Origin of the sequence: Haloarcula sp. NS06 (assembly GCF_051122755.1) — an archaeon.
Classification (GTDB): Archaea; Halobacteriota; Halobacteria; order Halobacteriales; family Haloarculaceae; genus Haloarcula.
The window spans coordinates 142,792-157,097 of sequence record NZ_CP184845.1 but is presented as its reverse complement, the minus strand read 5'-3'; the positions used below and the strand labels follow the sequence as shown (position 1 = coordinate 157,097).

11 protein-coding genes and 1 pseudogene are annotated in these 14,306 nt (G+C 57.8%); 4 read left to right on the top strand and 8 right to left on the bottom strand.

Annotation, left to right across the window (positions count from 1 at the left end):
• The first annotated feature begins 44 nt into the window (after positions 1-44).
• Both ACODNH_RS20580 and ACODNH_RS20575 read left to right on the top strand, forming a co-directional pair.
• Complete coding sequence (locus tag ACODNH_RS20580; RefSeq protein WP_434531710.1) at positions 45-791, top strand: IclR family transcriptional regulator; 747 nt, start codon at positions 45-47, stop codon at positions 789-791.
• A gap of 454 nt (positions 792-1,245) precedes the next feature.
• Entirely contained in the window at positions 1,246-2,304 is a 1,059-nt protein-coding gene (locus ACODNH_RS20575) for a glucose 1-dehydrogenase (RefSeq protein ID WP_434531709.1), read from the top strand.
• Positions 2,305-2,689: 385 nt separating this feature from the next.
• Here the strand turns inward: ACODNH_RS20575 and ACODNH_RS20570 are convergent, their stop codons facing one another.
• Together ACODNH_RS20570 and ACODNH_RS20565 are read right to left on the bottom strand one after the other, a co-directional pair.
• The gene (locus ACODNH_RS20570; protein ID WP_434531708.1) at positions 2,690-3,274 is read right to left on the bottom strand and encodes an HD domain-containing protein; all 585 of its coding nucleotides are present in this window, start codon (positions 3,272-3,274) and stop codon (positions 2,690-2,692) included.
• Position 3,275: 1 nt separating this feature from the next.
• Positions 3,276-3,995, bottom strand: coding sequence for an EthD family reductase (locus ACODNH_RS20565; protein ID WP_434531707.1), 720 nt, complete (start codon positions 3,993-3,995; stop codon positions 3,276-3,278).
• A 104-nt stretch (positions 3,996-4,099) separates the two neighbouring features.
• On the opposite strand from ACODNH_RS20565, the gene ACODNH_RS20560 reads away from it, so the two are divergent.
• Together ACODNH_RS20560 and npdG are read left to right on the top strand one after the other, a co-directional pair.
• On the top strand, positions 4,100-5,461 hold the full coding sequence (locus tag ACODNH_RS20560) for an NAD-dependent succinate-semialdehyde dehydrogenase (protein WP_434531706.1): 1,362 nt from the start codon (positions 4,100-4,102) through the stop codon (positions 5,459-5,461).
• A gap of 133 nt (positions 5,462-5,594) precedes the next feature.
• Positions 5,595-6,266 carry an NADPH-dependent F420 reductase gene (gene npdG, locus ACODNH_RS20555; RefSeq protein WP_434531705.1) on the top strand — a complete coding sequence of 224 codons (672 nt, stop codon included), beginning with the start codon at positions 5,595-5,597 and terminating at the stop codon, positions 6,264-6,266.
• A 113-nt stretch (positions 6,267-6,379) separates the two neighbouring features.
• Here npdG and ACODNH_RS20550 read toward each other — a convergent pair.
• From ACODNH_RS20550 to ACODNH_RS20525, 6 genes and pseudogenes are all read right to left on the bottom strand, one after another.
• A pseudogene (locus ACODNH_RS20550) lies at positions 6,380-8,381 on the bottom strand (AMP-binding protein).
• Between the two features lie 53 nt (positions 8,382-8,434).
• Positions 8,435-8,818, bottom strand: a complete 384-nt coding sequence (locus ACODNH_RS20545; protein WP_434531746.1) for a PaaI family thioesterase — start codon at positions 8,816-8,818, stop codon at positions 8,435-8,437.
• Positions 8,819-8,983: 165 nt separating this feature from the next.
• Complete coding sequence (locus ACODNH_RS20540) at positions 8,984-9,988, bottom strand: LLM class flavin-dependent oxidoreductase (protein ID WP_434531704.1); 1,005 nt, start codon at positions 9,986-9,988, stop codon at positions 8,984-8,986.
• A 91-nt stretch (positions 9,989-10,079) separates the two neighbouring features.
• A complete protein-coding gene (locus ACODNH_RS20535; RefSeq protein ID WP_434531703.1) occupies positions 10,080-11,348 on the bottom strand; it encodes a M24 family metallopeptidase in 1,269 nt (422 codons plus the stop codon).
• A 114-nt stretch (positions 11,349-11,462) separates the two neighbouring features.
• Positions 11,463-12,425, bottom strand: a complete 963-nt coding sequence (locus ACODNH_RS20530; protein ID WP_434531702.1) for an NAD-dependent epimerase/dehydratase family protein — start codon at positions 12,423-12,425, stop codon at positions 11,463-11,465.
• A gap of 61 nt (positions 12,426-12,486) precedes the next feature.
• Positions 12,487-14,190 (bottom strand): thiamine pyrophosphate-binding protein, encoded by a 1,704-nt coding sequence (locus tag ACODNH_RS20525; RefSeq protein ID WP_434531701.1) that lies wholly within the window; start codon positions 14,188-14,190, stop codon positions 12,487-12,489.
• Positions 14,191-14,306 lie beyond the last annotated feature (116 nt).

Genomic DNA, 14,306 nt, shown 5'->3' with positions numbered 1-14,306 from the left:
TCATAATAATAAAAACTTAAGATACAGACGGAATTAGCATTCCTATGACCGATAAAACTGAGACCGCGACACTCACAGCACCCATGAAGACGTTCGCCATTGTCGACGCGCTCAGAGATGCCGATGGGCCGCTTGGTGTCTCAGAGGTGGCCGAGCGACTCGGGTACACTCGGAGTACGACGTACAAGCACCTGAATACGCTGTTGCAATCTGGCTACGTGAGAAAGAGTACAGGGGACTATCAGTTGACGTTACAGTTTGCCGATATCGGCGAACACATCAAATCTCAGACACCCATCTATCACGACACAAAGCCCCAGATAGACCAGATATCAGCGACGACCGGCGAATCAGCCGGACTTGTTATCAAGTGCGAAAAGCAAATTGCTGATGTCTATCATACGGCTGCTGACGACTCTCCGAGACACGTAAACTCCCCGTGTTTTCACTACAGCGCTCCGGGAAAGGCAATCCTCGCAGCGACCGGTCCAGAGGAGGTCGATGCTATTTTAGACCACACTGGGCTGCCTGCAGCCACCGAAAACACGATTACGGACCGCCAGACGCTTACCGCCGAACTCGATAATATCCGGGACCGGGGTATCGCGTTCGAGCGTCGTGAGCAGTATCCGGACGTAAACTGCGTTGCGGTTCCGATTCGGGATCAGTCCACAACCGCCGCTGTGTACGTGGCGGGACACGCTGATCGGTTGAGCGGGAAGCGGTTACAGGAGGATGTCCCCGGGATGATACTGAGCGCTGTCAGACAGCTCAATGCGGAGCAGGTCTGACCTGATTGTTGTTGTCTCTTTATCGGTGCTGTCATGATACTCTAGACTTAGCAATGCGCGGTATACCTCGATCAACTGTGTTTCTATCCGACGCAAGATACTTTCAGTAACGCCGATACATGCCTCAACGAAAATTTTTATCCGAAATAGAGTATTTCCTTTAGTGAAATTCTTTCCTAGCGATCGGCAAATGGAATAACAGGAGTACACTTATTATCCGGGTTTGGTCTGGTGAATCCAGTCTTCTCCGGATATGCACAGATCGTAATATAGAGGAACTGTGCTGGTCCCATGCCATCCGATTGCCTTTCAGCACCACTGTCGTTCATCAGAGTTCCAGCACTCAATAACTTTTCATAATAAGAAACAAAACCGAAGAAGTGCCTCTGTCTACTGGTCGAAACATTCAAATGTTGATGGATGATGGGTTTCACTCACGAGGGTATCTATCACAATGGATGCAATCGCTGTCAAGCGGGGGAAGACTCGGCCAGAACGCATCGATATCGAGCGTCCGGAACCGGACGAGGGAGAAGTCCTCGTGAGGACCCTCCGAGTTGGCATCGACGGAACGGACTTTGAGGTACTATCGGGGTCACACGGTGGGTTTCCGGAGGGTAGTGATTACCAGATACTGGGGCACGAGGCCGTCGGTGTGGTTGAGTCCGCAAACGGGACCGCGCTGAACGAGGGAGAGATTGTTGTTCCAACGGTCCGGCGGCCCGCAGACATATCGAGCCGGTTTTTCGAGAACGATGAGCCTGATATGGCACCACCCGGTGAGTACGTCGAACGCGGGATTGCGGGGGCGCACGGCTATATGGCTGAGTACTTCACCACACCCGAATCGTTCCTCGTTTCAATCCCGGAGTCGCTTGCGGATGTCGGATTTCTGGTCGAACCGATCAGCAATGCCGAAAAGGCACTCGAGCTGGCACAGCGGTCTAGATCGACCTTCGAGTGGCAGGAGTCTGCCGGACTCGTCCTTGGAAACGGTCCGTTAGGACTGCTTACATTGGCAATGCTTGCAGACCGGTGTGAGCGAACGTACTGTCTCGGTCGTCGTGAACGGCCGGACCCGACCATCGACATCATTGAGGAACTGGGGGCCACGTACATCAACTCTCAACAGACGGCTGTGGATGAAATCCCTGCAGTTCACGAACCGATGGACCTGGTGTTTGAGGCGACGGGGCACGCAAAACACGCGTTTTCCACGATCGAAGCACTCGGTGCGAACGGGGTTGGCGTCCTCCTTGGCATCCCGGAGGACTGGGAATTCACTGTCAATGGCGGCGCTCTCCACAGACAGTTGGTCCTCCAGAACAAAGCGCTGCTCGGGAGTGTGAATTCAAATGTTCGGCATTATAAACGCGCTCGTAGCACACTTGCAGAATACCCGGACTGGTTCCTTGCATCTATTATGACGACTCAGTGCTCGGTGTCAGAGTTTGCAGATGCATTCGCGGAATCACCGGATACTATCAAATCGTACATTGAGTTTAGCACCTAAGTAACAGCGTACCCGCAATATACACGTATCTGGCTCAAAGAGTTGTATCCTCTCCCACACACGCGCATTAATAATAATTTTAATTTTCTTTTAGGTGTGTTTGAGTAGATATCACTGTTTTAGAGCTGTTTATGTCAATGGGTATTGTTTTATGGCGGCGTATCTTCTACGTTTAGACGCAAACATCTGCTAAACGAGTAGAAATAAACTGCTATACTCAAAATACGGGCGAGGGAAACCAGTGGGTAGTGTCTTCGGGTACTGACGATCTCGAAACTACCGACTGTCAACAAGGCGTTGGATTACGCAGTTACTATCCGTGCCTATGAAGGACTAACTCCGCCGATCGATTCTTCAGCAGGGGTGCTATCGTTTGCGCTAGTGGCTACGTCTGGGAGTACTCATCGACCCACTCCTGCAACGTGATACCCATCGTTGACTGCGTAATCGCGTTCGAGGACGCGGAGTTTGCACTCTTGACGAGTTCGGCTTCCAGTGTCCGCGTCGGGATTTCACCGATAAAGTGTGGAATCGCTCGCTGAACCGCCAGCGGACAGCCGACCTCGTGAGCAAGTGCATAGCCAGACAGGGAGTGTGGGATCTCTTCAGTTGCGTATCTGGGGTCCGGGTCGAGTAGCTTCTCGCCCTCGACAAAGTCAACGTACTCATAACATTTTCCGACATCGTGGAGTAATGTCGCCGCAATGATGACGTCGATATCGGGGTCGGCCCCGTGGAACTCCTGCTGCTCGATAGCGGATTCCCGTGCGATTCTGGTGACACCGCGGACGTGCCTGACGTTGGTCACCTCGTGGATATTCCAGGCGTAGGGAATATCGGTAATATCGCGCCAGCCGCCTCGGTCGAGCGCGAGTGTCCACGCTTCGATGACTTTGCTACGAAGGTCGTCCGATGAGATGTAGTCGAGTTCCGGGAACGCCTGCGTGACCTGCGCCTCGTAGTTAGGCATACTACCCCTCGTCCTTGACGAGCTGTTCCTGTCCGATAAACCGGGGCCGCTCGTCGATAGCCAGGAAGTTGTTCACGTCTTCGCGGGCCGCTTTCGCCTTGCCTCTGTCCGGCGCGTAGTCCCGTGAGCCTTCGCTGCCGAGCGCGTCGTATAGCTTCTCGATGTCGTCGAAGTAGAGTTCGGCGACACCGTCGAACTCGGCGTTTTCGGGGTCTGTTGGGATGACCGTATTGTACTTGACGACGCCCTCGATCTCACGGGCAATCGGCGTATGGTTGGTCTGCCAGTAGTCGACGAACTCCTCGTGGGTCATGTCGTCCTGCCGGACGAGAAACGCCGAGTGCTTGTAGAGGCCGTCAGTGTCACCGTCAACCTCGTCTTTCTGGACGATCTCTTCGCCGATAATACGCGGCCGCTCCTCGACAGCAAGGAAGTTGTTCACGTCCTCGCGAGCCTTTGCAGCTATCTCCTTGGTAGGGTCGTAATCCCGGGAGCCGGGACTGCCCAGCGCCTCGTGCAGGTCGTCAAGCGTCTCGAAGTACAGCTCCGCCAGTCCGTCAAATTCGGCGTGTGCTGGTTCTGTTGGAAGGACTTGCTGGTAGCGAACCACGCCCTCGATGTCCTTCGCGATCGGCGTGTGATTGGTCTGCCAGTAGTCAACGAACTCCTCGTGAGACATATCGTCCTGTCTGACTAACAGAGCTACGTGCTTGTACATCATCAGCATATTTCTGACCTATGAGTATAAAAGCTAACGTTATTTCCTGTCAGAGTGTTTAGGCCAGTAAAGATTAATGTATGCATGACGCCGAAGATTGAACCGATATGGAGGCAGTCAACCCGGCTACGGGCGAGCGGCTGGACGTGTACGACCCTGACGATGACGAGGCAGTCGAACGAAAACTGGACCGTGCCACGTCGACGTTCGAGGACTGGCGTGAGGTCCCGTTGCGCGACCGCGAGCAATTGCTGGTAAACGCCGGCGAGGTTCTACGGGAGAACAAACAGCGGTACGCTGAGCTGATGACCCGGGAAATGGGGAAACCAATCACGCAGGCTGTTGCTGAAGTCGAAAAGTGTGCCTGGGCGTGTGATCATTACGCCGAATACGCACACAAGTATCTCTCCGAGGAACACCACCCCAGTCCAGCGGGAACGGAAGTAAAGACGGTCCATGACCCGCTTGGACCAGTGCTTGCAGTGATGCCCTGGAACTATCCGTTCTGGCAGGTCATCCGCTTTGCCGCGCCCTATCTCACTGCCGGCAACGTTGGCCTCCTCAAACACGCCTCAAACGTCCCCGGCTGTGCGCTCGCACTCGAAGAAGTGTTTGCCGAAGCCGGCTATCCTGAGGGCGCGTTCCAGACGCTGATGGTTGGCTCCAGTAACGTTGACGGCATCCTCGCAGACGACCGTGTCCGTGCGGCAACGCTGACCGGAAGTGGTCCCGCTGGCCGTGCCGTCGCCGAAACCGCCGGCAAACATCTGAAAAAGACTGTGCTGGAACTCGGTGGGTCTGACCCGTTCATCGTCCTCGACGACGCAGACCTCGATGCGGCCCTCGAAACTGGGGTGCAAGCACGGACACTGAACGGCGGCCAGTCGTGTATCGCCGCCAAGCGCTTTATGATTCACACGGATGTCTATGAGGAGTACGTCGATGGCCTCGTCACTGCCTTCGAAGACCTCACTGTCGGTGACCCACTGTCCGACGAAACTGACGTCGGTCCACAGGCGGACCCTGACCTCATGGCCGAACTCCACGATCAGGTACAGGCCAGCGTCGACGCCGGTGCAACGCTGTTGACTGGAGGCGAGCCGCTTGACCGGCCCGGTGCCTTCTACCCACCGACAGTACTGACTGATGTTCCTTCGGGATGCCCTGCGGACACCGAGGAGACGTTCGGCCCAGTGGCGACCGTCTACGAGGTTGCCGATGCGGAGGAAGCGATTGAGGTCGCGAACGACACCCGGTTTGGCCTTGGTGCAAGCCTCTGGACAGCGGACCGGGAACGCGGTCAGCGTCTGGCACGGGACATTTCCGCAGGCTGTGTCTACATCAACGAAATGACCAAATCTGACCCGCGAGTCCCATTCGGCGGCATCAAGGACGCCGGGTACGGTCGTGAGCTCTCGGAGATGGGCATCAAAGAGTTCGTCAACAAAAAGACGGTCTGGATCGAATAACTGCCACAGGTGATACTAGGTGGTATTCTATTGCTAACGCGCCCGGTTTTCACGTGATGGCAGCAGCGTACGGTCGGTAGCGATTCGCGTGACAGGACAAAGCTTCTTGTTTCACGGGGCGTTATGCAGGTGCATGGAGTTAGCTATCCTAGGCGGTACTGGTGACATCGGTGAGGGACTTGCGATGCGGTTTGCCGCCGATACGGACCATGCGATTACGATCGGCTCGCGGGACGCTGCAAAAGCCAGCAAGCGAGCCAGAACGTATGAAGAACGGTTGTCCAATCACGGTGTCGAGACTGAAATCAACGGGACGGACAACAGTAGCGCCGCGGCCAGTGCAGACGTGGTTATCCTGGCCATTCCGCCACATCACGTCGGCGATACAGTTGAAGCACTGGCAGAAGATGATGTCCTCTCGGACCAACTGCTCATTAGCCCTGCCGTCGGAATGAACGGCGATGGGGATGGGCTTCACTACCAGCCACCGTCGACGGGAAGCGTTACCGAGTTCGTCGCGGAGCGGGCCCCTGAATCTGTTTCAGTGGCTGGAGCGTTCCACAACCTTGCAGCGGACCGGCTGGCGGATCTAGAGGCCACGCTCGATGTGGATACGCTGGTAGTCGCCGACGATCCGGCGGTCAGTGAACGAGTCGTGACGCTAACTGCTGACCTCGCGGGCGTCCGACCGATCCCTGCTGGCCCGCTTTCGAACGCCGCGGAAGTCGAGAGTCTGACGCCACTGCTCATCAACATCGCTCGATACAACGAGGATATGCACGACGTCGGTGTGAGCTTTACGTAGACTCCGACAGCGCTTCTGTCCTCCGCCGTGATTCAAATAGTATCGTAGCGAGATCGTCTACATCCTCGCTTTTGCCTGTATCCGCAAACAGTCACAACCAGACAGGAAGTATTTCACCGCGCGTTGTCGATTTCGTCGATCGCATCGGGGTTCTCGATACTCGAAAGATCCCCCAGTTCTGCGCCCTCGTAGACATTTTGAATGATGCGCCGAACAATTTTCCCCGACTGGGTCTCCGGGAACGCATCAACGAAGCTGACTTCACGCGGACGGAACGGTTTGCCAAGCGCTGTCCCGACCTGCGCGCGCAACGTCTCGCGAAGGTCATCTGACTCCTCGTATCCTTCGTTGAGGATGACATATGTGACAACCGCAGTCCCCTTCGTTTTGTCGTCCGCTCCGATCGCAACAGCGGCGTTGACCGCATCGTGTTCGATAAGTGAACTCTCGACCTCAGCCGGGCCGACCTTCCGGCCGGCGACGTTGAGGACATCGTCCGACCGACCGTGTAAGAACCAGAAGCCGTCCTCGTCTTTCTGTGCCCAGTCGCCGTGGTCCCACATATCGCCGAACCGTGACCAGTACTCTTCGAGGTACCGCTCGTCACCACTCCACAGCGATTTTGTCATCGATGGCGCTGACGACTGACAGACCAGATACCCCTTCTCGTTGTCTTCGGCAACGGATTCCCCCTGTGCATCGACGACATCGATGTCCATGCCGAGCGCCGGGCCACCAAGCGTCCCCGGCTTCAGCGAATGCAGTGGCGTCGGCTGCAGGAAACAGCCGAATATCTCCGTTCCGCCGGAGATGTTCATAATCGGTGTCGTGCCGTCGCCGACGTTTTCCAGAAACCACTCCCAGGAGTCCGGGTCCCACGGCTCGCCAGTCGACCCCAGCAGGCGCAACGTCGAAAGGTCGTGCCCATCCAGCCACTCGTCGCCGTGTTTCTGTAGCGCACGGATCGCTGTCGGTGAAATCCCGAACACCGACAGATTGTGGGTATCGATCATCTCCCAGAATCGGTCCGGCTCGGGATAGTCGGGTGCCCCTTCATACATGAAGACGGTGCCACCGTGGGCGTGATTGCCGATCAGCGTCCACGGTCCCATCATCCAGCCGATATCCGAGACCCAGAAAAAGCGGTCTGCAGGCTTGTGGTCGGAACGAAAAGAAGAGTTCTTTCGCCGGCTGGACGAGCCCGCCAGCGTGTGTGTGGACGATGCCCTTCGGTTTGCCTGTTGTCCCGGATGAGTACAGCAGCATCGACTCGTGGTCGGCGGGGAGCGACTTGGTCTCGTAGGTGTCAGACTGGGACCCGACTGCGTCTGCCCACCATTCGTCACGATCTGGGTCCCACGAGAGGGCAGACTCCGCAGAACCGAGCCGATTATACACAATGGTGTGTTCGACGTGGCCAGCCGCTTCGATAGCCTCGTCCGCGGCCGACTTCAGGTCGATTTCGCTCCCCCGGCGGTAGAAGCCATCACCGGTGAACAGGACTGAACACTCGGCGTCTTCGATGCGGGTTGCTGTCGCGTCGACCCCGAAACCGGAGAAAATAGGGACGGCAATCGCACCGACCTTGAAACAGCCATACAGCAATGGAACGATTTCCGGGACCATCGGCATATACAGTCCGACGGTGTCACCGGTTCCGATACCGCGCTCTTCCAGTGCATTGGCGACGCGATTGGCCTGTTGGTGGAGCTCGTGATAGGTTATTTCACGGACTGTCCCGTCCTCACCTTCCCAGATTGTCGCGACTGTATTTCGGTTCTCAGCGTCGGGGGCTGCATGACGGTCGACGACGTTGTGAGCGATGTTGAGTTCCCCACCGACGTACCAGTCCGTGAACTGCGGGCCATCTGTGTCATCGCGGACCTGTTCGTACTCCTCGTAAAACTCCAGGTCGAGATAATCGACTATCTCATCCCAGAACCAGTCCAGTCCGGATGCCGGTTCACCGTCGATGTCGGTGACCGTCCGCCTGTGAAGTTCTTCAAAGTCCTCGATGCCGTGCTTTTGCATGAACGCGTGGACGTTGCTCTCGGTCACGAACGTCTCGCTCGGCTCGTACCGTACCTCGTCGAGTGCTGTGAGTGAATCTGACATTGAGATTAGTGGCTGTGACGATGTCCAGAAGCTGTTCAGTTGCTGCAGTCGAGCTACCCTGTCTTGTAGACGCCGCGTGCATCCGCGACCTGTGTGCCGTCTTCGGCGTACACTTCCACACTGACGACGCCAACATCACCACCGTGACGAACCACGTCCGCTTCCGCTCGGAGGTCCCCTGTCCCGGCTTCGAGGTAATCGATGCGCATATCGATGGTCGGCACCGGCTGGTCGACGAGAGACACGAGAGCGGCCCCACCAACGGTATCAGCGAGGGTGAACGTAACGCCGCCGTGGGCCATTATCTGCTCCTCGTTCCACGACAGTTCTTCGCGCATTTGGATATGCCCTTCGGCGTGCCCGTTATCGACAGTCGTTATCTCGATATCGAGCAGGTCGGCAAACGGCATGTTCTGGAAGAATGCTTCGATGTCCATACTCATCAATTCGGTTCTTCACCTGGGGAAATAAGTATTGGTGTTCACAGGGGTCCGAAACCCACGGGCAGCATCTCAGCAAGTCACTAGCGCTCGTGGTGTCGCATCCCCTTCGGGTCAGACGGTATCTGATGTTCCAACAGTCACCGACATCATGTGCCAGTCTTAGCTGATCTTCGGCTGCACCTCTTCACCGAGCCGCCGGATGCACTCGGCCATCTCTTGCGTTCCGGTTCCAGGGTGGTACGTCCGGAAGATGAAATGAATGTCGTCGCCCAGCGCCTCGCGGTACGTTTCGAGTTCCTCCGTGACCTGGTCGGGTGTCCCGAAGATAGCCTGTTCTTTGAGTTCCTGCTTGCGTTCCTCGTCGAGTTCTGCAACCGTCTCGCCGGAGAATATCTCCTCGTACCGGCGCTGGATGTAGAGGTAGCCGTCACGCATCTGCTCCCATGCGTCCTCGCGGGAGTCACCGATGAACCCGTGCTGGAGGACATACACCTGAAAGTCGCCCTCGATATCCTCGTCGTCACGGACGTTTCGGATGTCCTCGACGCGCTTCCGGACGCCATTGACTGACAGCGACGACGGGGCGCACCATGCGTCAGCGGTCCGGGCGGCCCGCCGGACGGCAGGCCGCGAGGCCCCACCGAGCATGAGAGGAACGTCGTGTGCAGGTTTCGGTGTCACAGTGACGTCTGAAGAGATGTCGTGGAATTCCGGCTCGTAGTTGAGCGGCCCGTCAGACCAGGCACCGCGAAGCGTGTCGACCGTATCGGCTAGTCGTTCGGCCCGTTCGTCGTCGGGAATTCCGAAGGCGTCAAACTCTGAGACGTTAGATCCGATTGCCATCCCGAGCGTCGTTCGGCCATCGGCGATCTGGTCCACTGTCGCGATATCCTCAGCGAGCCGGATTGAATCATACAGCGGCGCGAGTGCGATACAGGACCCGATTTCGATGTCGTCGGTGACTGCAGCTAACGCCCCAAGCGCCGGTGTGACGCCTGATAGATAGTCGTCGTCAAGGAAGTGATGCTCTGAGACCCAGGCGCTATCGAGACCCGCGTTGTCGATAACTTCCCCCAGTTCGAGCATTTCGTCGTAAATCTCGCTGGTTTCGCGGTCATCGTCCGGGCGCTGCTGACAGGTAAACAGGCCTGTTCCCAGTTGCATAAATTTCCGTTACGGCGCGACCGACTTAACGGTAGTGGCACGCCAGCGACCAGACAATGCGTGAAATCGGCCAAGATGCCTGCCAGTCAGTTCAGTAGTTGATCCGCGTGATTTCCGAAACAGGCCACTCACTGAGTATCTCGACGCCGTTTTCGCGGACGACAACCATCTCTTCGACCCGGACGCCCTGCCGCTCCGCGGGTTGCATCGTCTCGACAGCCATCGTCATGCCCTCCTCGATTTCGATCGGGTGGTCCGGAGAGAGTCCGCGCCAGATGAGCGGCGTTTCGTAGAGCTGTAGCCCCAGCCCATGCGCCCAGTGGTTGGTTGTCATCTGCCAGAACTCGTCGGCGTCGTACCAGTCCATATGCTCACCCTCTCTGTCGGGGAAGCCCTTGCAGATCTCGTCGGTCGTGGCCCCCGGCTCGATCCGTTCGAGGACGTCATACAGGTCGTCACGGGCTTTTTCGTAGGCATCTTTCTGTGCCTGCGTCGGTTCGCCCATGCTGAACGTCCGGTAGTAACAGGAGCGGTAGCCCAGATAGCCGATGTTGTAGAAATCAGCGTACACGAGGTCATTCGGTCGAATCATCCGGTCGGTCGTGTTTGCCTGATGTTTCGGCCAGGTGTTCGGGCCGGAGGTAACGTAGCCGCCTTGGGCCATTGCGCCGTGCCCCCAGAGTTCGCCAACCGCATCGCCCCAGACTTCTGATTCACGCTTGCCTGGCTTGGCACTCTCCGTAATCTTCTGAAAGCCTGCCTCACAGATGGCAGCGACCTGTCGCAGACACTCTATCTCGTCGCGGGTTTTGGTCTTCCGCGCGTCGAGCATGATATCAGTCGCCGCGCTGGTATCAACATCGACGCCACGGTCCTCGAATTTCTCAATAAGCGCTCCGTTCCCTACGTCGATGCCCATCGGCTCCCGATCGACACCGTACTCCTCCATGGCCGTGTACACCGTCTCAGCCATCTTGTCTTTGAGCCAGTCACGCGCGGAAGCGCTGCCTGACGCCCGGGGAACGTTGCCGAGTCCCGGACAGGCATACCGGATGTCGTCGAGCCAAGGACAGTTGAACCGCTGGTTCGATGCGTGGTCCGCAGTGTCCCAGTGGACGACATCGCCGTCTTCGGTCAGGAGCGTGTAGTGGTCTGCCCCGCTCCCGCCAGTCATCGCCAGCCCAGTGACGTACCGGACATTCGGGTCGTTAATCAGCAACATCGACCCCAGTTCGGAGTCCTGCAATCGGTCGAGGGCTCGGTCTTTGCGCTCGCGTCGCATTCGCTTGACATCGATCCGTTCTTCCCAGTCGACGGCCATGGTGCCACGCGTTCCTTCCATGAAGTCGCGCTCGTACATCACCTATGCGTACAGGCAGGTCCCTAATCAAACACTGGGTTCACTCTGGTCCAATCAGCGAAAAACGCGAGTACCCACGGTATGTACGTCACATAGTGACGGCGGGCTGGTGTCTCAGAGCGATTCGAGCCCGTTCTCTTCCCGGAGGGTGTTGATGTAGGACCGGAACCCGGATTCGAGGTCGTACTCGACCTCGTAGCCGAGGTCTTCCTGCGCGGCGGTCATATCGAGGTTCTGGGTCCATGGGAGTTCGCCCTCATCAGAGACCTCAAGATCGGCATCCGGGACGATTTCTCGGACAGCGTTGGCGGCTTCACGGATCGTCGCGAGGACGCCGCGGACGTTGTAGATGCGCTGGCTGAGGTCGTCCTCGTCGACAAACGTTGCTTTCCGGAACGCCTGTGCGATATCACGGGCGTGTTGCCAGTCGATCACCTGATCGCCGTACTCGACGCTGAACGGTTCGCCGAGTGCCGGCTTCTCGATGATGTTTGCGAGGAACGCTGACCCGCCGGTCTCGCGGTAGGGGCCGTACGCCACAGTCGGGCGAAGTCCAACGTGGTCGACATCGTAATCCTCGTGGTAGACACGGGCCTGATGTTCGTTGTACTCTTTGGTCGCGCCGTAGAGCGTATCAGGATAGACCAGTTCGTCCTCGTCGACATACTCGGCGGCGTAGTTGTGTGGCGGCGCGTACACCGCCGCGCTGGAGGCCCAGGTAACGCGGTCGATCTGGTCGTCGAGAGTGCGTGCGGCCTCGAAGACGTTGTTCGTCCCCTTGATATTGACATCGAGGCCAGCCCGCGGGTTGTCCCGAGCTGTGTTCGTCAGCAGTGCCGCAAGGTGAACGATATGGGTCGTCCCCGTCTCTTTGACAGCACGAATCACGTCCGTCGCCTCAGAGACATCACCGCGCCGGATGGTCACATCGTCGGCGACACCCAACTTCGAGAGGATATGGTCGTCCGTCGAGAGGTCGTAGGCGATGACGTCGTGCCCGTGTTCGATGAGATCCTCGACGACATACGAGCCGAGGAAGCCGGTTCCGCCAGTGACGAGTACCGTCGTATCTGTCATTGTTGTATCAATGTGTGTTGCGTAGTTGATTTATATTCTTTGCTAAACCATGTCCGGGAGTTCATTCGTGCAGCCCGCCGACTTCTTTGTAGAACGACGACTGGAGGGACTCGACCATCTCTTCGTCACGGTCGATGCGAACATCGATGACGAATGGGACATCGGCGCTGGTCCCTTCCTCGAGTGCCGCCGCGAGTTCAGCAGGCGTTACTGCCCGCGTCGCTTCAGCGCCGAACGCCTCGGCTGCTTTCACGAAGTCGGTGTCGTGGAACTCGACGCCAGCGATGTCGCCCTCCTCGTGTTGCATCTGACGAACCATCCCCAGACTGGTGTCGTTGAGGACGACGAACGTGGGCGCGACGCCGTTCTCGACGGCTGTCTCGACACTGGTCATCGTCATCGTGAAGCCTCCGTCGCCGGCGACGGCGATGATATCTTTCTCCGTCGTGATAGCAGCTGACACCGCGGCTGGTGTTGCCCACCCCATCGCGCCGACGCCACCGCTGCCGTAGTAAGTCCTGGTGTCCGGTGTCTGAAGGTAGTTCAGCAACCAGAACCGATTGTTCCCGGAATCGGCGGTCACAATGGTCTCCGAATCAACGACAGCCTCGATTTCTTTGACTGCACTCTGTGGCTTAATCGGTGACGCATCCGACTCGCATACGGGTGCATAGAATGACTCCTGCGCTGCGGCCGCACGGTCACGTGCCCAGTCGTTTCCAGCGCTCTCGGGGAGGCTCGCTGCTAGGTCGTCGAGACTGTGTGCTGCATCACCGATAAGCGCGACATCTGCGGGGTAGACCCAGCCAGCGTTGCGTGTGTCGATGTCAGCATGGATGATGGTCTGCTCGTCGGGCCGGATGAACTCCGGGGACTGCCAGTTCGTGTCCATCGGGTTCATGCGACAGCCCACGACGAGGAGGACGTCCGCTTCGCTGACAACCTGGTTTGCGCCTTCGTGACCGAAGGAGCCGATAACACCTGCAGCCAGCTCGTGGGTTTCTGGGAACGTCGACTTGCCCAGATATGAGGTCGTAACGACCGCATCAGTCGCCTCCGCGACAGTTTCAAGCTGGTCGTAGGCGTCGGCGGCGTGAACGCCGTTGCCGGAGATGATAACCGGTCGGTCAGCCTCGCTTAGCGCTGTAATCGCTGTCTGAACATCCTCTTGGGCTGGTCGCGCTTCCCAGTTTTGCACTTGCTCATGGCCGTCCCAGACCGGTGGAATCGGGTCTTCGGGCATCTCCTCGGTGACGGCGTCGCCGTCGAGGATTAGTGCCGTTGGCCCGGGCCGGCCGGCAGTCGCGTGTTTGAACGCGAGCTGGAGGCTCCGTACCGTCTCCGTTGGTGAGCGCGGGAACCAGTTTTCCTTGGTGTAGGCATCGAGCGCTGACGGCAGATCCAGACCACCGTAGTCACCGCGAGCCTGCTGGTACGGCGCGAGCGTCGAATAGTCGCCACGCTCGCTGGCCTCGGTAATAACGACCATCGGTGACGAAGCGAGCTTTCCTTCCATCTGGCCGATTGCGCCGAGACTCCCGATCCAGGGGCCTTGCCCCGCGAGGACCCCGGGGTTGCCGGTGAGTCGTCCGTGCATCTCGGCCATGACGCTGGCTTCACGTTCATCGCGTGGTCGGACCATCTCAACGTCTGCATCCGGGACGTGATCAAGGATCTCGATGGCACGACCACCGGGATATCCGAAGACGTACTCGACGCCTTGCTCGTCCAGTTCTTCGACAAGGCGCTTTCCTGTTTCAGTCATGGGTAGTGAATTTAGGTGTCATTATTGATTGTGGCGTTACGTCCAACTGTGGGTAACTCCCAAGGTATAGAGTTTGGGGTGCAACGTTGTAGCAGCCACGGTTGCATAGGCGCCCA

Coding starts and splice junctions, on each gene's coding strand:
- ACODNH_RS20580 (WP_434531710.1), top strand. CDS start 45: ATGACCGATAAAACTGAGACCGCGACACTCACAGCACCCATGAAGACG.
- ACODNH_RS20575 (WP_434531709.1), top strand. CDS start 1,246: ATGGATGCAATCGCTGTCAAGCGGGGGAAGACTCGGCCAGAACGCATC.
- ACODNH_RS20570 (WP_434531708.1), bottom strand. CDS start 3,274: ATGCCTAACTACGAGGCGCAGGTCACGCAGGCGTTCCCGGAACTCGAC.
- ACODNH_RS20565 (WP_434531707.1), bottom strand. CDS start 3,995: ATGATGTACAAGCACGTAGCTCTGTTAGTCAGACAGGACGATATGTCT.
- ACODNH_RS20560 (WP_434531706.1), top strand. CDS start 4,100: ATGGAGGCAGTCAACCCGGCTACGGGCGAGCGGCTGGACGTGTACGAC.
- npdG (WP_434531705.1), top strand. CDS start 5,595: ATGGAGTTAGCTATCCTAGGCGGTACTGGTGACATCGGTGAGGGACTT.
- ACODNH_RS20545 (WP_434531746.1), bottom strand. CDS start 8,818: ATGGACATCGAAGCATTCTTCCAGAACATGCCGTTTGCCGACCTGCTC.
- ACODNH_RS20540 (WP_434531704.1), bottom strand. CDS start 9,988: ATGCAACTGGGAACAGGCCTGTTTACCTGTCAGCAGCGCCCGGACGAT.
- ACODNH_RS20535 (WP_434531703.1), bottom strand. CDS start 11,348: ATGTACGAGCGCGACTTCATGGAAGGAACGCGTGGCACCATGGCCGTC.
- ACODNH_RS20530 (WP_434531702.1), bottom strand. CDS start 12,425: ATGACAGATACGACGGTACTCGTCACTGGCGGAACCGGCTTCCTCGGC.
- ACODNH_RS20525 (WP_434531701.1), bottom strand. CDS start 14,190: ATGACTGAAACAGGAAAGCGCCTTGTCGAAGAACTGGACGAGCAAGGC.